Consider the following 26816-nt stretch of genomic DNA (forward strand, 5'->3'; position numbering starts at 1 on the left):
TGGCCTGATCCCAAAGCCCTACCCCCCATGCTTTATTAAGAGGGTTCAGTCTGAAATCGAGTATGTGCCTCATTGGCTACCGAACCCATGCATTCCCGAATGTATTCTGATCGGATGTGGTTTCACCTGACGTCCAACATGATTTTGACTCATGATTGAAGATTCAGGAATTTAATATACATCTAAAAATTTTAATAATGAATAAAATATTATGTATTTGTCTATGTAACTTTCATCCATATTAAATACCTCTATGCAATCACCAAATCCATCAATCAGAGTAACCCGGACGGTAATCCCGTCACCCACAAAGGAGGAGATGCCATGATTTACCAACCAACATATTCTTATCGTTGGACGCTCGCCGTAATGGTCGCAGGAATTTTTTCCATAAGTTCTGATTAGGTAGTGGAGGACTGAAGGACCGGTTCACATGGCTTATTGGTGTGGCGGATGAGACCGACTGGACTTTGGCTTGTGCCACTGAAGTTGGAGAAATGGATGTGGAGCGGACTTTAGTCAAGACTGAGGATAAGGAAGATGAACCTGATTGGACTCTCGCTTAATTGATGAGAGGTGGGGTGGGTAGGTTTTAACAACCACCCTCCCAATTCTGTCTTGATCGGCAGATGGGATTTTAGCACCACTTTTTCTTTGATCCTTCAGGTAAGAACCTAATTCCAATTGTAAAGGAGATCTATCCATGAATACCGATAATCAAACCACGCAATGTCGAAGACGTCGCATTTCAACCCTTGCTCCAGGCTATCAGTCCTCAACAAAAATGACGCAGTCGATGATTTTGGTATACCTGGTAATGATCATCGTCCTCTTGGACGTGTTGAGCGGGTGTAACGGCCCCTCTCCGTATCGATTGCAGGCACATTTTGCAATGTGAACCTGAAGGCTCTCAAATAATCAAAGGAAAAATCTCTACTCACTCCCAAAACCGACTACCGGTAGGCATGGCCATCGTCATGCATCCCGACTCCTCACACGATCCACTCGCGGTCACTGAGGACTCGTGGCCTCAGTTCGCGGCCAGAGTGAAACGGGAAGTCCAGGGGCATTTTCCTGTTTCTATGTATGAGGTTGTTCGCGTGGATGGGATACCATCCGGAGAAAAGGTTTCTCTCCTTTAAGGAATGGGAGGAAATAGTCCGATTGATATGGTTTTAATTGTTCTACCCACAGCTAAAGAGGTCAAGAGCCCTGCTAAGTTTGATCTTCTTCCGGAAGTAAGCATGCTGACTGGATATCAGACTGAAAATCACGCCACTGTGGAATTAGGTTTGTTAGATCTTCAATCTGGGAAATTGTTACTACAGTCACAGGGGAATTCTTATGCCACGTTGGATCAGCTGGACGTTCCATTGTCATCGAATCGTTATCCACGAGTGAGAGGATCCGCGATGACCAGCACGATTTATCCGGAGGAGGATAAGGCGTTTGAAACGCTTAGGATGGTTGCATTGGAAGAGGCTCTTAACCACGCTGTTATGAAGCTAACGGGTGAGTGGCATGATAGCCAAGGGGGATTAACTCTCAGTGAGTTTCCTGGGGCTGGAGAGGCATCCTGAGGATGCGAAAATATGGAAAGAACGATGAGAGCAAGCCATGGGGAGAGGCCCCCGTGGCTTGAAGCCGGTTTTCTATATCGGAGGAGCTAGTTTGAATTCTGATGAGTTTGCAATGTTTTAATTATGCAAGGTTGCTTTGGATCTCACAACACATGAATAAGGAGAATAGTTTATGCGAGCACCAGCCTATGTATTGATAGGGGTTTTGGGATAAATGGGGCTGATGGTCTTCTTCCAAGATATGGGGGGAAATCTTTGCTGGTGACACCCGTAAATTATGCGATGCCAGTTCCGGTAACTGAAAATCCGAAGCCTTGGAACAGTAACGATCTGTTGGAGATGGCCATTATCTATGACCAACAAGCTGATAAACTGCAAAGTGGGGTGACTCGGTTGGAGCAACGGGCAATTTCCCTTGCCCAGAAATCCCACATGGAATCCAAAGGGTTTCGCCGGACTGGCTTAATGCATATCTCGGCATTACATTGGGAAGCAGCCAGAGAATTACGGGAATTAGCCACGATGCATCGGGCGGAAGGACAACGCTTGTTGGCATCAGAAAAAATGATGGAAACCAGAGGTAGGGGTTGCAGCAGAAAGGGAAATTCCCCTCGATTCTGTGAATGAGATTTGAGCCTTCCCCTCTAAAAAAGTTGTTTTCATTCGCACGCATTCTAAGTGACTTTCGGACGAGAGCAAGGTAGAAAGTGCATTGATTATGGGGATCCAGAGTTCCGAAAAATCGTTTTTCTAGCTGAGTCCACAATGGCCAATACGCCGGGATGTTTCAGGCGACGTTCGACCGAAAGAGCATAAAATTGTTCTCGAACGTCTTGAACTTGACCTATTTTTTGAACAAGGTATTGCCGGCATATTTCCTTCGCCACGACGTTAGATCCGGGGAAAACTCCTTTTCCCGCCTGACCAAACGCTTTCATGGTTGCACCATCTTCAAACTCTCCCACCAACCGGGGGGTTATCCCAACCCGGGAGAACCACTCATCCATTCCTCGACGAAGCATGGAATTAACGGTTGGAAGGAGAAACGGTGCCCCATCAAGGGATTCCGGAAATTTTTTTTGATACTTGGCGGCGAGTTTTTTTGATGCAAACAATGTCACGCCGGATTCCCCGAGTAAATGACTGTGTCCCAAAATCCGCACCGTAGAAGGGATGGCCGTATCAGCAAGCACAATGTCCAGGGAATGGAGAGCTAATTCTCCCAACAGTTGTTCCAAGCGGCCTTCCCAACACACCATTTGAAGAGGATCCGATAAAGCAAAGGCGGATTCCAAAAGTTTATACGCGACCATTTTAGGAACCACTTCGGCGATACCCACCACCAATTTTACCGGCCGATGACTAGGCCGACCTTTAATGGTGTTTGAGAATTCCTGTCCGAGAGAAAAAATCTCTTGGGCGTATCGGTAGGCCATCTGTCCTACGTCGGTTAAGACTAACGTCCGTCCCACGCGATGAAACAGTTTTTCTCCTAATGTATCTTCGAGGGTTCGAAGCTGAGCGCTTAACGCCGGCTGGGATAAATTGAGTTCTTCGCAGGCTCGCTTAATAGTTCCTTCCCGGGCTATGACCCAGAAATACAGCAAATGATGATAATTCAGCCATTCCATGGGTCACAGCTTACAATCAGGTATTCAATGATTCAAGGAATTACTGTGAATTTGTCGAAGCGCCTATGAAAAGTCTCTAATACGGAAAAGGGGAAAGGCTTGCGCGATGAAAAATTCAAGGAAGCTCTGAAAATCTCGGGATCATAATTCTCAGGCAAAACGGGCAGTCCGAAAGGAGGGTCCGGTGAGAACCAACGCATATCATGTGTATTGGTTTATTCTTGCTGATGGAAACGGGAGTCGAAGGCAGCTTTTCAATAAACAGTGGATGGATCAGGATATACCCAAATAGTATTACTCTCTTGTGGGGGGAGCGGTCGTTGTTTCACACACCCTGCAGCGGGCTGACCAATTTAACCATCGGGAAAAAATCACTGTCATATCTCAGGCTCACAAGGAATTTGCCTCACATCAAATGGCCCTTCACGCTGGGAGTGCCTTGCTCATGCAACCAAGAAATTGCGACACGCGACCAGGTGTGTCCCTGGCGCTTTCCTATCTCAAGTTTTTGGATCCTGATGCGATAGTTATCATCCTTCCATCCGACCATTTCATCTTCCCCGCACAGCGGTTTCGGCGTCTGGTCAACTCTTCAGTCAGTGCCCTGACAAACCATTCCGATCAATTTATCCTTCTCGGAGTCCTGCCCAGCACTCCAGAGACAGAATGCGGTTGGGTTCAACCAGGCAGTCGAGTTGACAGGCTGCATGGCCTGCCTGAGCAACACTTGGACCGCATCTGTATTGGGTAAATGTACGCACATTTAAAAAATTTATATTTTTCAAAATTATAATGTATTTGTATATATATAGCCGGAATGTTTTAAATAGACATTGGACGTTGGTGACAAAGTGAGTGGCAAAGTGTAATGGGGAAAAACGATGTGCTCGTCACTTGGCTTAACAATGCGGAGGGTCTAGACTTAATTTATATCTTTGGCATATGCCAATCAGGAATAACACCTTTGGCAGATTCCCCCATTCTCAATGTTTCGGCTAAGTAAGAATGATGACCCGAAAGTCCTCAGTAAGCACCTAACTCATGGACCTTACCCCCATTCCAGTTAAACAGACTCCCACTCAAGTTGTTTTTCCGCACAAGGTTCACCCGCCTCGTGTCCCTGACCGTCATACGCATTTTGAATCGTGGGCAGCCGTGAAGATTCCCAAGAAACTGTATACCGGAACCCGAATCCTCATCGGTTTTTTTCTTGTATTCATCCTGATTCTGGTTTTTGTCCCCTGGACTCAAACCATCAAGGCTCAAGGGCAGTTATCGGCCTATTCTCCTGCTGAACGCCCGCAGGAGATTCATGCACCTCTTGAAGGCCGTATCCTGACTTGGCATGTCAACGAAGGCATGGCGGTGAAAAAACAGGATTTGCTCCTTGATCTCGTGGACGTCGATTCCAAATTCCTGGCCCCGGATCTCCTCACACGGCTGGACGAATCCATTCAGGCCCTGGAAGAAAGGCGGGAGACCACGTTGGCTCGTGCCGATTTCTTGGGCAGACAACTCAAAGAAATGACCCCACTGACCGAAGCCACCACTCGATCTGCCGAATCCCGTGTCCAGGAAGCTTCAAGGCGAATCCAAAGTATGGTTCAGCGCCAGGCTGCCGCGAAGGTCGCCGCCCAAACTGCTCAACTGAATTTGCAACGTTCACAAATCCTGGAAGCCGAAGGGCTTCTTTCTCGGCGAGAACTGGAATTAGCCATTCAAGCTGAAGCCGCCGCTCAAGCTGAACGCAAAGCCAGTGACGCCGCATTTCAAGAAGTGTCTCAATCACGACTGGCCCTCACCCATGGACGAGTCCAAATTGAAGCCGAACTTGGCCAACGCATTCTGAACATTCGTTCCCAAAGGGCTGCAGCCCTGGGAGAGGCTGCTCAGGCGTCGAAGGAGTTGGCGGACCTGGCTTTAACCCGCTCCAATGCAGCCCAGCGACGAACAGCCAGCCGTATCACCGCGCCCATGGATGGCACAGTGGTCCGAATGGCACGAGTGGGAGCAGGTGAAATTGTGAAGCAAGGGGATTCGTTATTCACCATCGTCCCGGATAAGGCCACCCGGGCCGTGGAAATGTGGGCAGAACCGTTGGATGCGCCCCTTCTGAGGCCAGGAAGGAAGGTCCGACTGATGTTTCATGGCATTCCGACTATCCCACTTCCTTCCTGGCCCGAGCTAATGGCTGGAACGTTCGATGGCACCATTCTGGTGGTTGATCAAACCCCGGATTCACAAAAACGATTTCGCTTTTGGGTTGTTCAAGATCCGGAGGCCGCTGCGTGGCCACCGCAAAGTCAGGTTCGGCAAGGTACTCAGGTCATGGGATGGGTTCTGTTAAACCGGGTACCTCTTTGGTATGAATTGTGGAGGCGTGTGAATCTCTTCCCGGCTGACTATCAAGGACAATCAACCTATCTTCCCGAGACGTTTCTCCCCAAGGCCGGACGTCCGGGGAAATAATTACGGCTCCAGCGGATACACGGCAGTCAATTCTGAAAACTATTGTAAGGAGGGAGAAGGCATGCCACGAAATCTCATGACACTTTCCTACCTGTTCGCAGGCGCGGTTCTTGTATGGTCTCCTCTACCCGATACATTCGCGCTGGAGACCACGACTTCCCGGTACGATGCGGTCACACGATCACTTCGCTTAGAAACCGTGCTGTCGTTGGTTGAGACACAACATCCACTGTTGCATGGGAGTCGGACTGAAAAACTGGAAGCGCAAGGGAAATTACTGAAAGCTCTTGGTGCATTTGAACCCATCCTGGTCAATGATTTGGAGGTGGAGCGACTGGTCAAAGACGGCAAAACCAAAAGTGTGGGGTTCAACGACACCATGATTCAGATGCGGCATCCCTGGGGACTCCAAGGATTTGCCGGATGGCGAACCGGTCTGGGAGATGTGGAGGTGGCTGATCTCGGAGTTAACCAGACCAATCAACCTCTGTTAGGCCTCGTGTTTCCCTTACTACGAGGATTGGGCACCAATCCAGAAAAGGGGGAACTGGAAAAATCCAAACTGGCAGAACAGGAAGCCACTCTTCATATTCAACAAACCCGCCAAGATCTGTATTTGGGTGCTGCTACCCAATATTGGAGATGGGTGGCCGCCTGGAAAGCTGTGGATTTGCGCCAACAAGCCTTGGAAGTCTCCAAGGTTCGCCTTCAACAACTGACCCGACAGGCTGAAGCCGGTGCCGTCGCGGAATTTGATGTCACCGAAGCCCACCAGGAAGTCCAACGCCGACTGGAGAATGTCATTAAAGCCAAACGGGAAGCCGAACAGGAACAGTTCAAGCTGTCCCTCTTTGTCTGGGACCATGGTTCCCCTATGGTCTTCGGTTTGCAGTCGGTCCCAGACTTTCCTTCTCCCACTTCGACTTCAGGTAACCAATCTCGGGAAACTGATGTTGATCTGGCACAACAACGCCGGCCGGAAATTCTTCAAATTACACTTGAGGCGGCGCGAAATCATATTGATCTTGGTGTCGCCAAAAATAATTTGCTCCCTGATCTTCGGGCAGAGGCTGAACCAACCAGGAAACCCGGAGAATTTGTGCTGGGTCTGGGTTACCGCTTCGGGCTCCAACTCAGCTTTCCATTCTTACAAAAAGATGCAACAGGCCAACAAATGCAAATGAAAGCCAAGGCGGAACGATTACTGTGGGATCAGCAATACCGTATGCAACAAGTGGCGTTGGATATCGACAATGCCAACTCGGCTTTATTACGAGCGGAAGAACGGATGCAGGCGGCTTCTCAAGCCCTCATCTACGCCCGCTCTCTTGTGAAAGGCGAAAGAACCCGGTTTCAGGTGGGGGCCACTAATTTACTTTTTGTGAATCTTCGGGAACGAAATGTAGTGGATGCAGAAGTCATCTATATCCAGGCCCAAGCCGAATATCATCAGGCCCAAGCCTTTTATCAATGGGCCACCGGCCATTGGACCCAGCCCGTGGCATAGCCACCAACAAGAACCGGCGTATTCTTAATGATCTCCTCCGAGTCTGTCCGGAGCATGAACAAAAAAGTCCTCCAGCATGTGGGGGTTTTTCTCAAACAGGAGCGCCAACTTCTTCTGACGATTCTCATGTATTCGTTGGCCGTTGGTGCATTTTCACTTATTATTCCGCTCACGGTCCAGGAGCTGGTGAATACCTTTGCGTTGGCCATCCAACCGATTATGGTTGTCACGCTGGTCAGTATTATGGCCGGGGTCCTCGCATTTGTCGGAGTGTTCAAGGTCCTTCAGTTTTACGCCACAGATCTTCTTGAACGGCGAATTTTTGTTCGCATGACTCTGGCCTTTGCCCGAACATTTCCCTCTATACAAGAAACACATTTCCGCGGCGAATATGCCAGCCGGTTTTTCGAAATTGTTTTTATGCAACGGGCCGTTGCCGGTTTATTGGTAGACCTTACCAACGTGGTGGTGAGTGGGTTCATTGGCATGACGTTGCTTGTCCTGTATCACCCGTACTTTCTGGTTTTTGATCTCCTTCTCCTCCTGGCTGTAGGAATCATCGGAGTATTAGGCCAAGGGGGACTTCACACTACCCTGCACATGTCGGAGACCAAATATGCCACCTATCATTGGTTTCAGGAAGTGGCGGACAATCTCAGTCACTTTAAATCCAGCCAGAGTCGGGATCTCATCTTACAGAAAGCCGATTCCCTGGCCCACGCCTATGTCCATGCGAGAGAGTCCAGGCTCAGGGTGCTGATAAGGCAATACATTGGGTCTATTTCTCTTCAAGTCCTTCTGCATACGGGTCTGTTGGGGACAGCGGGGTGGCTGTTGAGTAACGGGGAGCTGACCTTAGGCCAACTCGTGGCTGCGGAAGTCATCATCGCGACACTTCTTGTTAATTTGGATTCGGTCGTTAAGCGCACCTATGTGATTTTTTATTTTTTAACCGCGTTAACCGAGATTCAACATATTTTTTCTCTTCCCAAAGACCATCAAACTTCAGCTCAGTTCGTCAGCTTTCCAGAGGTTTCCCCCAAAGGGATCGGGCTTTCTATCTCCCATGTTGGCGGTTTGCCTCCTCCCTGGCCACATGCCTTTGAACTCACCATAGATCTGAAGCCTGGAGAAAAATGGGCATTGGTGACCGTAACGGAATCCCAACGATTACAGGTTTCTAGACTGTTAGCGGGTTTGGATGATCCACCACACGGAACTATTCGCTACAATGGGATTGATATTCGTGACCTTCATCCTGATGCCGTGAATGGCATTCGTGGTCTGGTGTTGAGTAGGGATTTATCACTTTTTGAAGCCACGTTCTTGGAAAACATCACATTGGGACGAAAGGACCTGTCAACCGAGGATTTACTGTGGGTTTTAAATTTTGTTGATTTGCAGAAAGAAACAGAGACTTTCCCAGAAGGTTTGCAAACGATGGTTCAATATGGTGGGAAAAATTTTTCACCCAGTCAGACTATTCAAATTTTATTAGCCCGGGCCTTGATCGCTCGCCCGAAACTGCTGGTGGTCGATGGTGGGCTTCATGAAATTCCTTCACCTCAACGTGAGACCATTCTTGGCAGGATCTGTGCGGCTGAGAGCCCATGGACAGTGGTAATTGTCACCACTGATCCCAACGTCAAAACGTTTGTCCAGCAAAGTGTATCATTACACTAACGCGTGGTTGAGGAATGTTGTTGAATAACCGCGAAGCATGAAGCATGGGCATCACAAACGAATTTGCCTCCGTATGTAGAGGTGGCAGCCGGTTCTCTAGTTAATGAACCACTTGATAGGCCCGGGGGACTTGGAGGTGGGTGTGGTGGCGGTCGGCGAACATGCGCCATGCCGGTCTCGTGGGTTTCCGTACCTAAGACGATCGATTTGCCCGCTATTTTTTGGAGTGAGACTACCAGTTAGACGAGCCCGTCAAATACTGTACACGTGTGGCTGGTGGCGCATGAAGCCGCCAGGGCCGGACAGTTTCAGGTGATCTTCAAGTCTCCACCCCGGCAGGCCTCCTTGACCAACTGAATTGTCGACCATCATATCCTGTCAAGGCAATCGTGTCGACAGACCGGCTAGTCATGTCTGGGGAAATTCAGAGTTTTGGTTTCTTTGCCACATTTGGCGTATAAGGAGAAGGCGTGTTCAATACATGTTCGGTGAAAATGGTGGTATTCATGCCGAAGCATGTTGGGGCTCTTTTTTCTAGGAAAGATTCTGAAGACCTTCGTTAAATTTTCGAACTGGTCCTCGTAACAAATCGTCTAATTAATTGCTCTCGTTCTTTGCTTCCGCATGAGAGACATGTCGCGGCCTCGGTTTCATGTTCCTTGAGCCTTAAGGCCAGAAGGCATGCTTTGCCACACCAGAGACATTTGTAATCGTAATGAGGCATCACGGCAAATCCGTATGAGGTTTCCTCCACTTTAAACTTTAGATCCTGGGTTGGTAGGGGGCTAATTGCCGGATATAGTTGATCACCTCTCGAATCTCCTCTGAACTTAATCGATCCCACCAACCATGCATGGGGCTAAAGACCAAGCCCCAAATAACAATCGCACGAAGGTCTAACTCACTTTTGGCTGTGGATTGCGGAGAATGGAAATCTGTGGGGGGCACGATTAATGCGGATGAATCCGGGCCCCTTCCGTCGCCGGCCTTCCCATGACACCGGAGGCAATGCAGACGATACATTGTTTCTCCCGCATCGATCGTTGTGGTCTGTTGAGCCTGGACTTCTCCCGGCCATAACAGAAGACAGGCCCAGGTGAGGAGGGGGAAAAGAAGGCTGAGAGGAATTGGTGCTTTTTGTATTGAGTGAACCCACTGAACCTCAAAGAAGTACGATGTTGTCGCATCTTGCAACGTCCCTTCCCTTTCCATAGACCCAAATTGCAACACTTTTCGTGTGCTCCATTTTCACTTAGTCTTTTTGCTCTAATCCCAGATCTACCCATGCATGCAAAAGATTCTGCCGGGTCAGGCATCCTATCATCAAACCATTTTCCTCTACTGGAAGTACCAGAAAAGTATGGTCTTTCATGATTTTGACAGCCTCCGCTAATGTGGTGGAAATAGGAATTGCGATGGGGTCCGGCACCATGATCTCCTCAGCGGTTAATTGGCTGACATCTCGTCCCGCTTCAAGCACGGCCAGCACATCAAATTGGCTGATGAACCCAACACAGTGCCCATTAGGATCAACAACTGGCCCGCCTGGAAGGGAAGACGCGAGGAGTTCTTTTGTAATGGCCAATCCATTCTGATCGTGATGAAAAGAGAAATCATGGAGTGTGGCGATTTGCTGGATTGTTCTGAGGCCGACTGTGGCTATTGCGTGAAGACTCATGCGTTTCTCCTCTCTCTCTTTCACTCATAACCCCACAAAAGTCTTTTCACACGGATGGAGTGAATGAAAATTTAAACGGTTTGGGGCGAAATCAGGTATGACTTCCATTTCGAATATACAACCCTCCAACCTCCAAAGCTGTTCCATCACTTAAAGTGATGGATAAAAACTCCTGATTCTTTATGCGAGAATTGACCTCCCCTGACCATCTGGATGGCTCAACAGACAGGATGGTTTTTCCTCAAATTTTCACTTTTAACATTTCCGCGTTATCGGGGTGTATGTGTTGTCCTTTGTCTTTAAAAGGTTGAACCATGTGGATGGTATCTTTCTCGTAAGAATCATGAAATCAGGAGCTCTGCATGTACAGTAATTGAAGCAAGCCTCGTGCCTTTATGGGCAACCTTCTTCTTCTGTCATCCCCGCCGGTTGTCAGTGGAGACATTCTTTGTGTCACTGGTGTTCCCCCTGACTGCCGTGCCCCAGGCTGCATTCGCCGTGGGCACCTGGGTGTCGCATGCTTATCATCTGACAACTACCTGAAAGTTTTATGGCTTTGTGGGCGGCCACCGGGTTTGATCTAACCAGATGTTGTGATTGCAGCCATAGCGCTACCGCCTTCCAGATTTGTTGCTGTGGTTTCAGAGGCAAAGTTTATCCCTTTGGGGTTTCTATAATTACTTCATTCTGCTAAAAAGAGGGCGAATCTTGCATTTTCCTACAAAAGAAATGAGACAAGAAGCTCGTCAACAACACACTGCCAAGCGAGCAAGAGAAATTCCGCATCATGGCCGATACGATGCCCGGCGTGATCTGGATTGCTGGAATGGATACGCGCGGCACGTATTTCAATAAGTCATGGCTGATGTTTACGGGGCGAACTCTGGAGGAAACGCTGAGGACGACGTGGACGGAAGCGGTTCATCCCGATGACCGTCAGCGCGGGAAGGATGGCCAATATTGTTGAGGCTTGCATATGGGTGTGCCATCGCGCACAGAAGAGGGGGGCCCTGGCGGATACTTAGGGTCGTGCGTTGATGTCACTGATCTCAGACGGTGCAAAGGGGCTTTGCAAGAGCAGCAAGACGAACTGATTATAGTTGTGCAGGAGCGCACCTCCTCCCTGCTGGTGACCAATGCCTGCCTGCAACAGGAGATCGCCGAGCATAGGCAGGCCGAGCATAAGCTGCGTGAACAGCACGCCCAACTCCGGGCGTTGGCGTCAGAGGTCTTAGAGGCCGAAGAGCGGGAACGGCGGTACATGCCCGGTGGTCTTGCAATGCAAGGCCTGACCCTTAACACGTTCCTTTAGATTCCACAAGAAAGCAGGAATGTGCAACTTGACCAAAATTGGATGCTCAACAGGCCATTCGCCTTCCGCAGAGAGAAACAATGGGAGCTATGTCAACTCATACTTCAAACACGGAAACGAATGAGAAACCGACGAACAAGAAGCAGAAGAAGGAGATCGAAGACGATATCATCGGCAAGCTGACGCACTACTCCGAGTTAATGCGGGATTGCAACAGCATCAAGACGAGCATGAACTTCCATCTGGATGCAAAACAAATCAATAGCGACGACAAGGTCGAGATTCAAATGAAACTCCTTGCATGAACTCTCCCTCCACCGCAAAGTGCTCGAGTTCACATAGCACACAACACGTCACCCATAACAAACTCGGTTGAATGGCTGGGAAAGAAAGGAATCCTCCTATGGCACTTAAATTTAAATACGCCCTGGTCGAGATCAACAGCAAACCCGTATTGGTGGACAAAAAAGCGTTTGCTGAGGCCTCCCAGGCCCTAAGGGACGCCTTGGCAAAGGTATCGGCCATCACCAAAGAAGTGAAGGAGAAAGGATTCGCCTTGCAGACCCCGGAAGGGATGATACCTGTCAATCTTGGGTCGGCGAGTGATTTTTCTAAATGGGTAACCAATAAATTAGAAATAAAGAATTTCGATCTTGGAAAAGAGGTAGCAGAACTCCCCAGCCCAGCTAGGGACGTGGCAAATATTTTAATTAATACCGACCTTGTGCTCTATTCTGCGGCGCTGTTCTATACTGGCGAACCCTTGAAGAAACTCTACGGTGAGCTGGTGATTGGGTTCAAACTACCGGAGGATGCTATGGATTTCCCACTCGCATTGAAGGAGATCGTGATCGCGGTGGACAATTATCCAAAAGGTTAAACTATAAAAATAAAAAAGTTCGTAGAGGAACAAGGCGATAATGGCTCCAGACAAATCCTCCAACCGAGGTCATCGCTTTGGCAAACATGACTGACTCATCTGGAGATCCTTTCAAAGAGTTCGAGAGTCCCGTCGCGCTGGGGGAGTGGCTCGCAGAGCAGGACAAAGAAGGCTTCGCGACCCTCTGGGAAAAGTGGCGGAGTGATGTGACGGGAGTGCCCATCGAACTCGCGACGATGGATCGCAAGCTTGTCTTCACTTATACGGGTATGGGGGTCGTTAAGCCGCCGCTCAAGATCGACGTAAAGGGGGATCTTCTGGAGCAGACCTACGCACTGCTGACGGTGGTTCAGCAATCCGTTAGCCGTCTTCCCCGGGAAACAGACACCGGTACACTCGTTTTGCCGACGACTGAGCCCGGTCTCATCGGGTTGCCGCCGGCGAAGTCCGTGAGATCCGGACTGCCGGCGGAATCCCTCCCTTCGCCGCCTGGGTTTGAGCCGTCGCCAATCCCCAGCCCTCTGTTGGACCACAGAATTCCGTCGGTGATACCTCTCCCACTGCCCGCCGTCGATGGACCGGTTCGGCCCGGCCTGCCCGAGCCGGCTGCCGTGACTGCAGTCATATCGGCGTCCACGGTCTCGACTGTGCGCCTGTTGCCCGACGAGGCCCCATCCGCCGTTGTGCCCCTACCTGCGTCGGCCGGCCCGGTCACGGTCTTCCCGACTCTCCCGACACCCGAGACGCAGGTAGCGTCGGCCACGAAATTGCCACAACCCGAGCGGACCGCCGCGTTCGTTCGGGCCGGACGGTATCTGCTCCCTCTTGAGCCGTTCCCGGCGGACAAGGGCGGTGGTAAGAACCTCGCGGATGCGATCAAAAGCCTGGACAAAGATCTCACGTTGCCGCTGGCCGTTGACGAGGTTCTGGGCCATCTGACAGTCCGCAGGGGGTTCATGGTGCTCAGCCGCCAGTTCAAGGGTATTGTACTCGAAGTCGAGCTGGATGACCCGGTTCAAGCCGTCATCCGGCTGGCGATAGGGAAAGCGAACAAAACTTGGAGCTTTGAGGGGGAGGTTTTCCTCGCACGCGGTGCCGAAAAACCTCCGCTGATCTTTACCCTTTCAATCCATTCCGAAAGTCAATCCAAGTGGCTGGTGATGGCCCTCGATGGGGAGGTCAATTTGGTAGACGATCTGTTCATTCCCATGTTCGGCGATAAGGTTTCCGTTCCAAAGGGGTTCAGCGTTGCCGTGAAGAACCCGGTGCTGGTCATGGTCAAGACCAAGCAGACGAAGAACGGTAATCCGAACACGAAGGCACTGGTCAGCGTGAACCTGGGTATGGACGTAGACTTCGCCGAACTACCTTTCGTGGGTGAGGCGATAAAATCGCAGGAGGCCGCCAAGATGACCCTCGGTGTTCAGTATGCCTCCGGGCCTTTCCTCCGCGACGAAATCGCCGCTATCAATTCGGTTCTCTCCAAGGAGCTGCAGCTCACGGCGCCCGAAGGCGAACCCTTTAGCGGTCTGCTGCTCTCGGCCGCTATTCAGGTGACGGGGGAGTCTTACCCGATGAGCTTTCCCTTAGGCGGGGGAGAGAACAAGGCAAAAGCTACAAGCCATCCCAACGGGACTCTCGAATTAGGCGGCTCAGACCAAAAAGAGAAGCAAACCAAGACGATTAAATGGTTCAAGCTCAACCGGTCGATCGGTCCGGCGTATCTGGAGCGTGTAGGCGCCGGATATTGGGACGATGAAGTCCAATTCCGGGTCAGCGCGAACGTGCAGGTGTCGACCCTCACTTTCTCAGTTGAGGGTCTCGGTGGTTCGTTGCCTTTGAAATTGCCCTCCCAGCCCAGCTTTAACCTCGATGGCCTCGGTCTCAGTTTGGCGGCTGACCCGGTCAGCATCTCCGGGGCGTTGCTCCGTTCCTCCACCGCAAGCGGGGCAGATCAATACGACGGCATGGCCCTGATCAAGGCCGCTGACTTTACGATCACGGGCTTAGGTTCGTACACCACTATAGGCAAGGACCCGTCCTTCTTCATCTTCGCCGTTCTGCACAAAGACCTGGGCGGACCGGCTTTTTTTCATGTCACCGGCCTTGCGGCGGGCTTCGGCTTCCACCGGGCGCTCAAACTGCCGCCGATCGACGAGGTACAAAATTTCCCGCTTGTCCGGGGAGCGTTCGACGAGACGTATTTTGCAGGCTCCAAAAACCCCGTTCAGACCGCCCTGACCAAGCTACGGGACTACATCCCGTCGTCACCGGGCGGGTATTGGTTCGCGCTGGGTGTCCGTTTCAGCTCGTTCGAGATGATCGAATCCTTCGTGCTCCTTGCGTTCAGTTTCGGCAAGGAGGTGGCCATCTCGGTACTCGGCCTGTCACGGCTCAGCATTCCGAAGGGCGCCAAGAAACCGGTCGCCTACGCCGAGCTCCAGCTCAAGGCCGAGCTCAACTTGACGACCGGTACCCTTAAGGTCGAAGGGCGTTTATCGGAGAATTCCTTCATCCTTGACGGCAAGTGCCGGTTAGCAGGAGGTTTCGCGTTCTACACTTGGTTCTCCGGTAGCCACGACGGCGACTTCGTGGTTACGATCGGCGGCTACCACCCTCGCTTCCTTAAGCCCGATCATTATCCTGTGGTGCCGCGGGTCGCGATCGATTGGCCGATCTCCGCCGAGCTTCGCGCTACCGGCGAGCTCTACTTCGCGCTCACGCCTTCGTGCCTGATGGCGGGCGGCAAACTGGCGGCGGTGTTCAAGTCCGGCGGACTCAAGGCGTGGTTCGATGCCTACGCCGATTTCCTGCTGCAGTGGCAACCCTTCTATTACGAGGCCGACGTCGGCGTCAATCTCGGTGTGTCGTACACCTTCAAGATTTTCGGTTGCAGGACCACCCTCAAGGTCGAGCTGTCGGCCGATCTTTCCCTATGGGGCCCGCCGTTTGCCGGCCGGGCGCACATCACTTGGTTCATCATCTCGTTCACTGTCAAGTTCGGCCATCAGGAACGCAAGAAGCCGGATCCCCTCACTTGGGCCCAGTTCGAAGAAACGTTACTTCCAACCAACCCGTCGCTCATCACGCTTCGGGTGAGCGCCGGGCTTATCAGCCAGGGAACGGTCGATGGCGCTGACTGGCCAGTCGTTAATGCCCATCAGCTCGTCTTGACGACTTCCTCGGCCGCCCCCGCGACGACGATCAAGTTGAATGGGACGGACAAGTACACGCCAGAGAATGACCTCGACGCAAACGGAATTCAACGGAAGTATGGCGTCCAGCCGATGGACGTGCGGGAACTGACATCGAACTACGATGTCGTACTCAGCCGACTCGATGGCGGGGCCTACACGAAAGAGAACGTCATTTCAAAGGTGGTGCGGCAAGGCGTCCCGACCGCCATGTGGGGTCCGGACAAGCCGAAAGAGGGACCCAGCTCCGACGTCATCGCCGGCGCCCAGACCGGCCTCAGTTTCACGATCAAGGGGGCCGACCCGACCCACGAGCTCTTGCCGGTCGATCTGAAGAAACTGGCCTACGAGGATCTCGGCAAGGACATCAACTGGCGGCCGGACCTCAAGGCACCAGAGCCGATTGAAGCGCACGGATCTCACACCTTGATGAACACCATCGAGATCGGAGGGTCGGAGGCTTGCCGGCAACGCATCCTGGACGCGCTGCAGGCCGCGACCCCCGCTGTTCGGCTCAACACGATCGACTTGCGGATCCTGTCGAAGACGGCGGACCGCTTGTACCAGGCATCACCGCGGATGGCCTGTCTGGGTCAACCGCTCGAGAAGAAATGATGAGGAGAAGCAAGCATGGGCGGTGAAGCCGAGCTCGAGGGTGAAATCCGGTTCTTCCAGTCCTGCATCCCGAGCCTCCCTCCGGGGGACTACAGCGTTAAAGTCGACCAGACGCTGCGCATGGGGGAGGAGGCCAAGTATGACGAGGAGCTGAAGTTCACGATCGCTGGTCCCCGGTTCTCGCTTGCGCCTTCCGACATCTATTCGGTCTTTCCCCCTCGTGGAGAGACCGGGGCGTACGACAACGCTCTGCCACATATCGTCTTCACCCGCAAGACGATCCCGTGGGAGCGGACCATCCACGACAAGCCCCAGGACCCCAAGGCCCCGTGCCCGTTCGCCGCGCTACTGGTTGTGAGCGACAAGGACGATATCCGAACGGAGTCGCAGCGCGAGGAGGACAAGAAGGCAAACAAGCCGCCGTTTGGCGCCGTGCGCTCGGCAAAGGTTTCGGAGCTCCTTGACCCTGGCAGCGAAGTTCGTGGCCCGAAGGGCGTCAAGATCAACGACAAGTACGAATCCCCGGACGATCTGTGCAATGTCGTCGACCTGCCCTCGAACCTCTTCCAGTCGATCGTACCTGCGAAAGACGACTTGCCGTATCTCGCCCACGTACGCAAAGTCGACAGCGAGAACAAGGAGACCCTCTCACGGCTCGGCGACGGTTGCTATTCCGTCATTGTCGCCAACCGGTTCCCCGAAACGACTGTGAAGACGCCCGTCACCAAGGTTGAGAATGGCAAGGTGGTTCCCGTCACTGAGGTCCTCTATGACGGCAGGGAGGCCCCCGTTTTCGAGGAGAAGGAGGGTCAGAAGAACACCGCGTACCTGGTTTCTCTCGAAGGGTTTGACGGCTACTTACATGGTGGTAAGACGATTTCCGAGAAGACGGTACGGCTTGCGGTGCTGGCCAGTTGGAGCTTTACCTGCCGCGGCAGGAACGACTTCAAGGTGTTGATGTACAACCTCGACCCGTTAAAGGGCAACCATGATGGGTCGGACGGGCGCCTGTGCATTCCGCCGCCGGAGCCGGCGGCCAAGGACAACGCTTCCAAGACCGTCGCTGACGCCTTTGAGCATGGCTATGTCGGCCTCAACCACACGGTCCGGATCGGTGAGAAAACGGTCTCGTGGTATCGCGGTCCGCTCGTCCCCCTGAACATTGAGAAGCACGAGGATTACCCGTTCTACCCGTGTGCCGACGCCGCCCTCGGGTACGACTACAAGAGCGGGTTGTTCGAGACGACCTACGCCGCCGCTTGGCAGCTTGGACGCCTACTTGCCCTGCAAGACCGTCTCTTTACAAAGGAGGTCTATCTCTATCGCCGGGAGGTCACACAGGTGATCGCTGAGGAGATCAGGACGGAGGCGACGCGCCACAAGTTCAAAATCACCGATGGCAAGACCGACGCCCTCATGCTGGAACGTCACGCCCTCCGGCAGCTTATGTCGGCGGAAGGTCAGCGCGCCGTCCGGTCTCTTTCTGGGAAGGGCTCTAACTCGTAACGCACGGAGTGATGATGGCAGAGGACACAGCAAGCAATTCCCCACCGAAGAGCGACTTCGAGCGCCGGCTCACCAAGGGTATCGACCTCAGTGTTCCGGACGACATTGCCGGCTGGCTGGGCCGAGGGTTGCTGCTTTATGGAGTTCCATTCAACTACCTCGTCCCGGATGAGCGGATGCTGCCTCCGGAGTCGATCCGGTTCTTCTATCTCGACCAGGCCTGGGTCCAGTGTCTGCTCGAGGGGGCTGTGAGTGTCGGCCGCGGGACCGAGCGTGATGAGATGGTCGATCAGGAACTCAGTAACAGCTTTCTCGCCCGCGCCTCTGAAGCGGGCGCCTCGCTCCGGGATCGTGGCCGTGCGGACTCTGACGACGACGAAGCCAAGGCGAGCGAGCTCACCAAGCTCAACTGGCCACTCACCGGCTTTCTGCTGCGGTCGTCCGTGGTCGCGGGCTGGCAGGGGCTCGAGGTGGTCGCCTCCGAGGGGTTCGACTCCACGATCGAGAAGCCGATCGGTGTTCTGAAGGCGCTTCGAATCGACCGCCTCGGCCCCGACGTTCTGCTGTGTCTCTACAATGGCGTGATCAAGTTTATCGAAGTCAGGCAACCCCTTGAGGGGTTGCACTTCGGCGCATCGCCAACGCCCAAAGGGGGGTTCCAGAAGTTGAGCGTGCGGCGAGTCAATGCCCCGGCAGGCGAACAACTCCCCGGGCCGAAGGCGAAGGTCAAGAAGGGCGATGCCCTCGACGTGCCGATGCGCCCAGGCGTGAACCGGGTGGTTAAAGTGAAAGAGCTCGCCGAGAACCTGGAGAAGAAACTCAAGGGCATGGGGGCCATGGACAAGGAAGGTGAGTACAGCCTCTTCACCGCCGCCGAGTTCGGCCTGCAGATGGTGGAGAGTCCCGGCAGGGTCAGGTTCGAGGCTGCTGGAATGAAAAAAAATGAGCGCAAATCCTGATCGTTATCTTCTCGTTCCGATGAGTGTCGATGCCCTCCTGGTCGGCAAGGAGGCCCATCTCACCACAACTTGGTCCGACATCTCGCCGCGCTTTGCGGACATCTTGCAAAAGTGGAGCTACCTTGGTGTCAACATCGTCGGCCTCCTCGACAAGTCGAAGTGGACGCCGAAGCCAGGGGTTCACCTCCACTGGGCTCTACCCGAGGCCATGGCGCGAGCATCCGAGGACGGTGGGACCGAATCCGGCTACCCCCTCATCCCCAATCGCTGGCTGGTGGAGCGGTTCGTCGAATCGAGCGATGGTTCGGTGGCGGTGTGTAGCTGGCTGGTGGAGAGTGACGCGCTCGACGGCGACCAGGAAGGAAGTCATGAAAAGCAAATCAGCATCTTGGACCTGAAGGCCGCGAAGCTCGTTACGCGGTTAGGGGCGTGCAAGAGGCTCGCCGAAGGAGGGCCGTGGGAGCCGAAGGAGGAGCCGTTCCGGATTGAGCTCACGGCCCTCGGCTGGGGCGATCCCGCCTTTGCAACGTACTATCCGGCTTGCAAAGGTGTCCTCGGGTTTCACGACCCGGCCCCTCCGACGCTGGGCAAGGGGCAGCGCCTGGGGTACCTCGTCGTCGGCTGGTACTCGGAGCGTGCGAAGGACCCGCTTCAGCGACCCCTGCCTCCGCTCGAAGTAAAGCTCGGCGAGAAGTCACGGAAGAGAACTCCGATCGAACAGTGGAATGCGAGGCTGACCCAGCAGAAGTGGTCCTGCGAGCCTCAGTCCAAGGAGCCCGCCGAGCCCGCGACGCGAACGGCCTGCCACGGTGCTGTTGTCGACATCGCGTGGCGCGGGCCCGATCAGCGCTACGCCACGGGGGCGCCCGACCCGGACGGCTACAGGGTCGCCGTGGGCAACTCGTCGATCGAGGCGCTGTCGGCTCTGTTGCGCCCGGCCGAGACCGACCCGGCCAATACCGACACCGTTCTCCAGGGCTTGCAGCATGGCATTCTGTCCAGGGAGTTGGATCCGATAAGACTGAGCGACGAACTGCACCTCCGCCGATTCGGCGCGTCTGACGGCGGAGCCGCGTTTGCCATTCAGGAGCGCCGCGCCGCCAAGGTTGGCGAATCGGCACCGCCGGTGGAGGTCCCAGAGCGGCTGGAGGCGGCGCTCGAGAAGCTGAACAGCACTGCAGAGAGCCTGGCACGGAGGCGGCGGGAACTTGCGGCCGAGCGCCAGCAGCTCTACGGCGCCTGGTGCCTCTGGGCGAATGACTACCTCGACCGGGAGGGTCCCGAGCCGGCAGAGAATACACCGCTTACCGATCGAAAGGTCGCTCTCGAGCAGGCCGTCGAGAAGTCAGTGAGGGACCTGACGAATCTCGAGAATGACCTCAAACTATCGAAAACCGCGCTCGACAAGCTGCTTGCCGACGGCTGTCCGGACCTCGAAGTGGCCGACGCCACCTTCGTTCCGTTCTACCAGCCGAATGAGCCGACGGTGGTGATCTCGGGCGACGGCCTGGGTCGGGCATCCCGTTTCCAGGCCAACGCGAAAGACGAAGCACTCCCGTGCCGGCTGCCGGAGGCGCTTGTCGACTCGCTGCTCATCGACATACCCAACGGCCGAAAGGGAAACGTCGTGCGCGCGCGCCAACTGTTTGTCCTCAAGCGCGATGTGCCCATCGGCTCCGCCTTTGGAGAACTGATCGACAGTCTTCTCCGCGAAGCGATGCTGCTCGAGACGGTGAATGTCGAGCGCATCGGGCGCAAGGCGTACGAGATGGCAGGGCTCAAGAGTACACCGAGACTCGAGGAGCTGCTTGAGGACATCAGGGCGTTCGTGGAGCGCGCATTGCGACGGCCCTCGCTTCCGCGCGAGTCGCAGTACACGAGGCTGGCGGAATACGCCGCCGCTCCAGGACCGGCCAGCCAGAGTGTCTGGACTCGCAATCCGTGGTTGCCGTTCCAACTACAGTGGGAGGTCGAATGGGAGTCGGAATACAAGCCCGTCAATTGGAGTCCGACCAAGAACTGGGAGCTCAGTCAAGAGTCCGGCGACCTGGTTCACCGTAGGGGTGCCACCAACGGCGGCGGGTCGCAAGCGTCGCGGGAGCTGTCCAGCTTCAGTGGCTGGACGATCTTGAACCCGGACTCTACGCACCTCCTACGCCGAAGTCTCCAGGAGAGCGGATCGGAAAGCCGCGATTCGGCCGATATGAAGGCGTTCATCGCTCGCCTCGCTAGCCCGTCGGTTCTATCGCAGACTCTGGGCGGCTTCAATGAGGCGTTGCTACAGCTCGATACCGCGGTGCAGCTCCCGCCGGTGAGCCCGGCATTCCTTGTTTCCGGCGAGGGTGAGCCTGAAGACCCCGTCGGCCAGCTCGTGGCGACGGCCCAGTTGCTCTCCCCCGACACAGGCAAGTCTCTCTTCCCGGTCCGCTCCGGAACCCTCCGTCTTAAGAATCTCTGGATCGTCGATGCCTTCGGCCAGACCCTGAAGTTAAAACCGGAAGACCTGAATCGTCCCAAGCGCCCGGTGCGCCTGCTGCCAGCCGATGGCGCCCCGGAGAAACTGGCGTTGCCGCCGCGCCTCAGCCAACCGGCTCGATTGCGCTTCGTCTGGGAACCGGCCTTGCCGACCGCCGTGGATGCTGCAGCCGCGAGCCCGATCCATGGCTGGCTGGTCCCGAACCGCCTCGACAGGAGTTTCCTTGTCTATAACGCCGCAGGGAAAGTCCTCGGCGCCATCCAGAAGACCCTGCGCGTCAATGCAGTGGCGACCGGTGGGGCACCCGATCGAGGCAGCAAGGCATTCTTCTGGGTGCCGGTACCCAACGACAGTTCGCCGGACTCATTGAGCTTCTACCAGGATTTGGCGTCCGACGATTCGTCTGTGTGGGAGTCGAAGCGGCCGGACTCCCTGAGCGAAGAGGACGCGACCCTCGCCGCGTTCGTCGATTATCTCCTCGCGCTCGAGATCAACCCCGGGAACGAGTTCCATGCTCTGGTGGAGCGCCTGCTCGGAAGCAAGAACACGGCAAATCCGCAGGACGACCCTCTGTTGTCGATCCTCGTCGGTCGTGCGCTCGCTCTCGTCACCGCATCGCTTTCGATCGAGCTCGCCGAGAAGACGGCTGTGGACTGGGACAAGTCGGCCGCGGTCGCGGACTCCTACACGAAGATTCCGTTTCCACTTCGCCTCGGGGACGCAGGCGACCCTCACGACGGCCTCATCGGAGTACTTGGTGGCGACGCTGGAGCAAAGGTGTTCTATCCGGCGGCCGGGGCATGGGCATCGACAGGCGGTCACAGCGACAAGGGGGCCATCGAGTACGAGCACGATTGGACGGTCAACGCCAACTCGGCGACCCGAACCAGGGTGACGATGCTGGTCGATCCGCATCGCCCGGTGGTCGCCCGGACCGGAATCCTCCCGGCCAAGCGGGCCGCGCTTCCGGCGCGCGTGGTCTCGAGCGTCGCCGGGGTCAGGGACGTCTTCTTTGTGACTGCGCCGGTGCTTGGCACAAGCGACATGCCGCGCATGCCGGTCCCCTCGGACGACTACGGGCAGTGGTCCTGGGCTGTGCGTCCCGAAGTCACCAAGTGGCGGCAGAACCCCGAAATCGGGGCTGCCGACGACCGGGCGAGATTCGGGTCGCTGCCGCAGCAGCTGAACGAGGGATGGCTGTGTTTGCGCATGAACCCGGTTGTCATCCTGAGTTTCTGGGTGCGCGAGGGAGCGACGAAGGTGCCGCCCAATACCAACATCAGACTGGCATGGAAGGTCCAGGGGGCGGACCGCGTGACCCTCGGGCGTCAGGACATCGCAGAGCCCGACAAGGTCTGGGAGGAGGCCAGCTTGGCTCAATCGCCGGAATGGGAGGGCCCGGTCCGGGTCGCGAAGACAGAGACCTATGTCCTCACCGCCTTCGACAATCGTGGCAATACCAGTAAGAAAACCGTGACCATCACAGTCGAGAGGGAGGGTGCACAATGAGCCAAGCGTTCAACGTCTCGGTCGACAAGAAGAAGACCCAAGTCTTCGTCGGATCGGGCGAGAATACGAAGGACAACAAAGTGATGATCAAAATCGTCTCCAAAACGGACACGACGACGATCAAGATGCTGGCGGTTAAAGTTGATGTCGGGAACGATGAAAACGCGCTGGTGAGTGTCGCCACAGATTTGGGGCTCGTCGCCGTCGTGTCACCGGCCGTCGCCGAAGATCCCAGTGAACAGCTTGAGATCTCAGGCAGCGAGCCCGACGAATCCTCCTATAACTGGAGTATCAAGTACGGAAGGCGAGGTTTCGACGTCGACGCCACGGAAGGCCTCGTCTTGACATTCACCGGGATCGTCTCTGAGACCAATGCCGGTCTAGCCAAGGTCAAACTGGCTTTCGACCTCACGGGTAATGCTAAGGATTCCGAAGAAGTCGCCATTCAAAAGCAGCAAGACGAGAAGCAATTCGAAATCGTGAAGTTCACGGCCACGCCGACCTATCTTTCCGGTAGCGGGAAGGTGACGTTCTCGTGGAGTGTCAATCAGGCCACCAGCGTCGAGCTTCTGCGCGATGGACACATGGTCCCGATGCAGACGAAAGATAACTTAACCCAGAACGCCTTCCCGGACTATCCGCCGAAAGATGGTGAAAACAGGTACCTCCTTATCGCCAAGCGCGCCGGCCATAAGGAGGACATCACGCGGGAGATTATCGTACGGAGGGAGAGGCCGGGCTGGATCTCCCTGGACTACTCCGGTTCGTACGGCGAGCCGTCGACCTTGTTCGGTGGGCTGATATTCGGAGAAGACACTACTCCCAGCATGGCCGGGATCTTCATCAAGGACGGTCAAGCGCGATTGTATCGCTCCCAGAGCGGTACAGGTGCCTGGCTTCAGGAGTCATCGTCGGTTCCTCGTGGAATGGAGACCAGCCCCGGTGTCGTGTTCGACAAGAAGCTCTGGCTTCTGGGTGGCTCGGCAGTGAGCCCAGACCAAGGGTCCGATCGGATTTGGCATTACACACGGGATGAGGGCTGGAAGGAGTGGAATTCAAGGGCGGAACGCTTCTCGCCGCGAATGGGTCACGCATGTGTCGTGTTTGACAACAAGCTTTGGGTGATGGGCGGATTCGACGAGAATGGGAACGCGCAGAACGATGTGTGGCAGCTCGCCAAGGGAGATGAGAATTGGCAGGGCCCGACCACCGCTAATTGGCCCGGTAGGTGCATGTTCGGTGCGGCGAGTTCGGACGACCATATCGTCGTTTACGCCGGCGTGAAGGAGCCGTTCGGAGCGGGGTATAAGGACCTGTGGTCGCGCACGAAAACAGATGAAGCCTGGAAAAAGGAGAAGGAGCCAGATGTGGGCGCCGAGTACGCGCTGGCATCCGCCGTGGGCAGGTTGGTAGGACAATGGTACTTCGTTGCAACCTATCTCATCGGCAACCTCGAGGAGCTAAAATTTAACGCCTGGGCCAAAAACCAGGGGAGCTTCACCGCTATGCCCAGGAAACCCCAGCTCGAGACCTACCAGGTAACACCCTATAGCCTGGCGGCAATCGAATTCGGCGAGCGGATGTTCCTGCGGGCCCTCGGCGATCGCCCGGGAATAACCAAATGCCGACTTCACGTATACATTCCGGAGGTAAGATTATGAACAAAATCCATGTAGCGGCGTTGCTGATTTCCTGTGCGGGGCTTGCTTCCACTGCACAGGCGTCGGGGTCAATCACCACGACTCTGCTCCCGTTCAAGACGGATCCTTCCCTGGACCTTGTGATCTCGGCCACCGAGAAACACGTTTCCAGCAACACGGCATGCCTTCACTTCGATCTGGGCCCCGTCGCGCGATCGCACCCCACCAAGATCACGGGGGCGACTCTCCGGGTCATCGGAACGAGCGATGTCCAGAATACGCAGATAGTGCGAGTGTTCGAAACGAACGAACAATGTACGGGACCGAAAACCGACCAGGGGTCGATCGCAACCTGGACCATCAGAGCCTCTGGTGAAGAGGCGCGCACAAGCGGCGATGGGCTCGTCGACGTCGTCGCCGAAGCCCTGAAGGAGCGACCGAATACGTTGAGTCTGTTCCTGCGGTCGGAGAGCCGGAACTCGAATTGGAACTATGGGTCCATCACCCTGGTCAGCGAAGATTCCGACAGGAAGCCGCGCCTGATCGTCACCTTCGAGGTCGATGGGGATACCTCGATCGCCTCCGGTGACACGACCGATTGGATCTTCTACTCGGCCGGGAAGCCTCCCGTGGTCGACAGGACTCAGATCTTCACGGGGCTTCTGGCCGACTCGGAGCCGCTGATTCACGGTGACGACGTTATCGTCATTGCCGGTGGCAACGTCGAACGCCTGTCGACGAACGGTGCCCGTCGCTGGCCGGGGGTGACGATATCCAACCCGGGCATGAGGTCGGCGATCGACAGGCAGGGTCGACTGTATAACGTTGGCTCTGACCGCCAGATACGCCTGTTCGACCTGGAGAGAAACGGCGAAAAGATTGGCGAGATGCCGTTGGATTTCTTACCCAACGACACCAAGCTCGACAAGGAGCTTACCGTTGCCACGGGTGGCAACATCTACTTCGCCACCAGCGGTACACACAGTTACATCTACGGCCTCACGCCCTGGACCGCAAAGGCCGCTCCCAAACAGCTGCTGCCGATCTGGCGTACGAAAACAACGACCGGTGGCGTCGCAACCAACGTCGTGGTCAGTCCACCGGGCGCGGATTTCATGACCTACACCCTGGCCAAGGAGGGGTTCTTCGCCCTCGATGCGGCTACCGGCACGAAGTCGGACAACACCAGCGAGTGGAAAGCCGACAGGAACTGGCCGCGCTTAAATCCCGTCGTCTCGGCGGGGCCTGAGCACGAGTATGCCATCCTCGCTGCCGGCAGTTCGAACGGGATCGTGCGCGCATTTTCCCACGGTGCATGGTACTGGACACAGCATCTGGCAGTGAGCCAACCGACGATCGACGCAAAGACAAACCCTTCCGATCCCTCAATCGTGGCGATCGCGGGCGGCCGGTTCGTCCGGCTGGACCTCCTGAACGGGAACGAGCGATGTCATTCTGACGCTGGTCTCGCGGCGACCTCCAACATCATTCTCGATGGTGAGTCGAATGCCTACTTCTGGAACAACGGCACGTTCTACATCTACGGACCCGATTGCAAGCTAATTAAGGAGGAGCCGCTTGGTGACCTCGGGGAGAATCTGACGCTGCGGTTCGCTGCCGACGGCAGCGTGATCACGAGGCACGGAACGACCCTCTACGCGCTCCAACGACGGGTCGCAGACCAGACCCTGACCATCGACAACGATCAAATCAAGGACGGCTACGCCTACGTCGGAAACGCCGTTCGAGTCTCCGCCAACACGACGTTGACTGCTGGTACGAAAACCTTGCTCCGGGGCAAGCAGAGTGTGGGATTTGGCAACGGCTTCCAGGTTGAGTCGGGGGCAGAGCTCTCGGTCCAGGTCCAATGATGCGGAGTTGAGTCTTTAGCGGTCAGGTCATATCCACCTCAAGGGGGCAGAAAAGGGGACGCATGCCTTAATTTGCAGTTGTGCGTCGGACAGGTAGCCGGTGCCTTCTCGTATTTCCGGAATGAATTCCCCGCATCCGCAACCGGGCGGCCAAGGCAACCATACCCCGGCCCGGAGTGGGGCGACAGAGGTATCCCGGAAGCGTGGGTTCGCCGGAAGCGAGTTGCATCGATAGGCGGGCATAAGCAGGAAATAGATTCGAAACATCCTGTAAGAACGAAACCACACCATCCATGGAAGGGGACC

The 26816-nt window shown here is 55.2% G+C and carries 21 protein-coding genes; 18 read left to right on the forward strand and 3 right to left on the reverse strand.

Features of this window, described 5'->3' with window-relative positions:
• Positions 1 to 703: 703 nt before the first annotated feature.
• The 4 genes from PJI16_16085 to PJI16_16100 all read left to right on the forward strand — a co-directional run bounded on the left by PJI16_16085 (position 704) and on the right by PJI16_16100 (position 2207).
• Positions 704 to 898 (forward strand): hypothetical protein, encoded by a 195-nt coding sequence (locus PJI16_16085; GenBank protein ID MDT3779085.1) that lies wholly within the window; start codon positions 704 to 706, stop codon positions 896 to 898.
• A gap of 67 nt (positions 899 to 965) precedes the next feature.
• Positions 966 to 1142 carry a hypothetical protein gene (locus PJI16_16090; GenBank protein ID MDT3779086.1) on the forward strand — a complete coding sequence of 59 codons (177 nt, stop codon included), beginning with the start codon at positions 966 to 968 and terminating at the stop codon, positions 1140 to 1142.
• Between the two features lie 27 nt (positions 1143 to 1169).
• Complete coding sequence (locus PJI16_16095) at positions 1170 to 1580, forward strand: hypothetical protein (GenBank protein ID MDT3779087.1); 411 nt, start codon at positions 1170 to 1172, stop codon at positions 1578 to 1580.
• Between the two features lie 261 nt (positions 1581 to 1841).
• Positions 1842 to 2207 (forward strand): hypothetical protein, encoded by a 366-nt coding sequence (locus PJI16_16100; GenBank protein ID MDT3779088.1) that lies wholly within the window; start codon positions 1842 to 1844, stop codon positions 2205 to 2207.
• Positions 2208 to 2296: 89 nt separating this feature from the next.
• Here the strand turns inward: PJI16_16100 and nhaR are convergent, their stop codons facing one another.
• Positions 2297 to 3211, reverse strand: coding sequence for a transcriptional activator NhaR (gene nhaR / locus PJI16_16105; GenBank protein MDT3779089.1), 915 nt, complete (start codon positions 3209 to 3211; stop codon positions 2297 to 2299).
• Between the two features lie 304 nt (positions 3212 to 3515).
• Here nhaR and PJI16_16110 point away from each other — a divergent pair, with 304 nt between their 5' ends.
• From PJI16_16110 to PJI16_16125, 4 genes are all read left to right on the forward strand, one after another.
• Complete coding sequence (locus PJI16_16110) at positions 3516 to 3962, forward strand: sugar phosphate nucleotidyltransferase (GenBank protein MDT3779090.1); 447 nt, start codon at positions 3516 to 3518, stop codon at positions 3960 to 3962.
• 290 nt (positions 3963 to 4252) lie between these two features.
• Positions 4253 to 5680 (forward strand): HlyD family efflux transporter periplasmic adaptor subunit, encoded by a 1428-nt coding sequence (locus tag PJI16_16115; protein ID MDT3779091.1) that lies wholly within the window; start codon positions 4253 to 4255, stop codon positions 5678 to 5680.
• A gap of 61 nt (positions 5681 to 5741) precedes the next feature.
• Entirely contained in the window at positions 5742 to 7187 is a 1446-nt protein-coding gene (locus tag PJI16_16120; protein ID MDT3779092.1) for a TolC family protein, read from the forward strand.
• A 54-nt stretch (positions 7188 to 7241) separates the two neighbouring features.
• Positions 7242 to 8870: an ABC transporter ATP-binding protein gene (locus PJI16_16125; GenBank protein MDT3779093.1), complete on the forward strand. Its 1629-nt coding sequence runs from the start codon at positions 7242 to 7244 to the stop codon at positions 8868 to 8870.
• Between the two features lie 762 nt (positions 8871 to 9632).
• On the opposite strand, the gene PJI16_16130 is transcribed toward PJI16_16125, so the two are convergent.
• Positions 9633 to 10064: a cytochrome c gene (locus tag PJI16_16130; protein MDT3779094.1), complete on the reverse strand. Its 432-nt coding sequence runs from the start codon at positions 10062 to 10064 to the stop codon at positions 9633 to 9635.
• 58 nt (positions 10065 to 10122) lie between these two features.
• A complete protein-coding gene (locus tag PJI16_16135) occupies positions 10123 to 10548 on the reverse strand; it encodes a CBS domain-containing protein (GenBank protein MDT3779095.1) in 426 nt (141 codons plus the stop codon).
• A gap of 757 nt (positions 10549 to 11305) precedes the next feature.
• Here PJI16_16135 and PJI16_16140 point away from each other — a divergent pair.
• From PJI16_16140 to PJI16_16185, 10 genes are all read left to right on the forward strand, one after another.
• Complete coding sequence (locus PJI16_16140; protein MDT3779096.1) at positions 11306 to 11515, forward strand: PAS domain-containing protein; 210 nt, start codon at positions 11306 to 11308, stop codon at positions 11513 to 11515.
• Positions 11516 to 11524: 9 nt separating this feature from the next.
• On the forward strand, positions 11525 to 11860 hold the full coding sequence (locus tag PJI16_16145) for a hypothetical protein (GenBank protein ID MDT3779097.1): 336 nt from the start codon (positions 11525 to 11527) through the stop codon (positions 11858 to 11860).
• 80 nt (positions 11861 to 11940) lie between these two features.
• Positions 11941 to 12165, forward strand: coding sequence for a hypothetical protein (locus tag PJI16_16150; protein MDT3779098.1), 225 nt, complete (start codon positions 11941 to 11943; stop codon positions 12163 to 12165).
• A gap of 98 nt (positions 12166 to 12263) precedes the next feature.
• Complete coding sequence (locus PJI16_16155; GenBank protein ID MDT3779099.1) at positions 12264 to 12740, forward strand: hypothetical protein; 477 nt, start codon at positions 12264 to 12266, stop codon at positions 12738 to 12740.
• 86 nt (positions 12741 to 12826) lie between these two features.
• On the forward strand, positions 12827 to 16549 hold the full coding sequence (locus tag PJI16_16160) for a hypothetical protein (protein ID MDT3779100.1): 3723 nt from the start codon (positions 12827 to 12829) through the stop codon (positions 16547 to 16549).
• Positions 16550 to 16564: 15 nt separating this feature from the next.
• Entirely contained in the window at positions 16565 to 18055 is a 1491-nt protein-coding gene (locus PJI16_16165) for a hypothetical protein (protein ID MDT3779101.1), read from the forward strand.
• A gap of 11 nt (positions 18056 to 18066) precedes the next feature.
• Positions 18067 to 19014 (forward strand): hypothetical protein, encoded by a 948-nt coding sequence (locus PJI16_16170; GenBank protein ID MDT3779102.1) that lies wholly within the window; start codon positions 18067 to 18069, stop codon positions 19012 to 19014.
• Positions 18998 to 22999: a hypothetical protein gene (locus PJI16_16175; GenBank protein MDT3779103.1), complete on the forward strand. Its 4002-nt coding sequence runs from the start codon at positions 18998 to 19000 to the stop codon at positions 22997 to 22999. Before PJI16_16170 ends, PJI16_16175 begins: the two co-directional genes overlap by 17 nt.
• Positions 22996 to 24660, forward strand: coding sequence for a kelch repeat-containing protein (locus PJI16_16180; protein MDT3779104.1), 1665 nt, complete (start codon positions 22996 to 22998; stop codon positions 24658 to 24660). The genes PJI16_16175 and PJI16_16180 overlap by 4 nt, the downstream gene beginning before the upstream one ends.
• Positions 24657 to 26510: a hypothetical protein gene (locus PJI16_16185; protein MDT3779105.1), complete on the forward strand. Its 1854-nt coding sequence runs from the start codon at positions 24657 to 24659 to the stop codon at positions 26508 to 26510. Before PJI16_16180 ends, PJI16_16185 begins: the two co-directional genes overlap by 4 nt.
• The last annotated feature ends 306 nt before the right edge of the window (positions 26511 to 26816 follow it).

The sequence above is a fragment of the Nitrospira sp. MA-1 genome (assembly GCA_032139905.1).
In the GTDB taxonomy this organism is placed as follows: domain Bacteria; phylum Nitrospirota; class Nitrospiria; order Nitrospirales; family UBA8639; genus Nitrospira_E.

Bases quoted from the DNA above. Each gene is read 5' to 3' on its own strand.
- PJI16_16085 (MDT3779085.1), top strand. From the start codon at position 704: ATGAATACCGATAATCAAACCACGCAATGTCGAAGACGTCGCATTTCA.
- PJI16_16090 (MDT3779086.1), top strand. From the start codon at position 966: ATGGCCATCGTCATGCATCCCGACTCCTCACACGATCCACTCGCGGTC.
- PJI16_16095 (MDT3779087.1), top strand. From the start codon at position 1,170: ATGGTTTTAATTGTTCTACCCACAGCTAAAGAGGTCAAGAGCCCTGCT.
- nhaR (MDT3779089.1), bottom strand. From the start codon at position 3,211: ATGGAATGGCTGAATTATCATCATTTGCTGTATTTCTGGGTCATAGCC.
- PJI16_16115 (MDT3779091.1), top strand. From the start codon at position 4,253: ATGGACCTTACCCCCATTCCAGTTAAACAGACTCCCACTCAAGTTGTT.
- PJI16_16120 (MDT3779092.1), top strand. From the start codon at position 5,742: ATGCCACGAAATCTCATGACACTTTCCTACCTGTTCGCAGGCGCGGTT.
- PJI16_16125 (MDT3779093.1), top strand. From the start codon at position 7,242: ATGAACAAAAAAGTCCTCCAGCATGTGGGGGTTTTTCTCAAACAGGAG.
- PJI16_16135 (MDT3779095.1), bottom strand. From the start codon at position 10,548: ATGAGTCTTCACGCAATAGCCACAGTCGGCCTCAGAACAATCCAGCAA.
- PJI16_16145 (MDT3779097.1), top strand. From the start codon at position 11,525: ATGGGTGTGCCATCGCGCACAGAAGAGGGGGGCCCTGGCGGATACTTA.
- PJI16_16150 (MDT3779098.1), top strand. From the start codon at position 11,941: ATGGGAGCTATGTCAACTCATACTTCAAACACGGAAACGAATGAGAAA.
- PJI16_16155 (MDT3779099.1), top strand. From the start codon at position 12,264: ATGGCACTTAAATTTAAATACGCCCTGGTCGAGATCAACAGCAAACCC.
- PJI16_16160 (MDT3779100.1), top strand. From the start codon at position 12,827: ATGACTGACTCATCTGGAGATCCTTTCAAAGAGTTCGAGAGTCCCGTC.
- PJI16_16165 (MDT3779101.1), top strand. From the start codon at position 16,565: ATGGGCGGTGAAGCCGAGCTCGAGGGTGAAATCCGGTTCTTCCAGTCC.
- PJI16_16170 (MDT3779102.1), top strand. From the start codon at position 18,067: ATGATGGCAGAGGACACAGCAAGCAATTCCCCACCGAAGAGCGACTTC.
- PJI16_16175 (MDT3779103.1), top strand. From the start codon at position 18,998: ATGAGCGCAAATCCTGATCGTTATCTTCTCGTTCCGATGAGTGTCGAT.
- PJI16_16180 (MDT3779104.1), top strand. From the start codon at position 22,996: ATGAGCCAAGCGTTCAACGTCTCGGTCGACAAGAAGAAGACCCAAGTC.
- PJI16_16185 (MDT3779105.1), top strand. From the start codon at position 24,657: ATGAACAAAATCCATGTAGCGGCGTTGCTGATTTCCTGTGCGGGGCTT.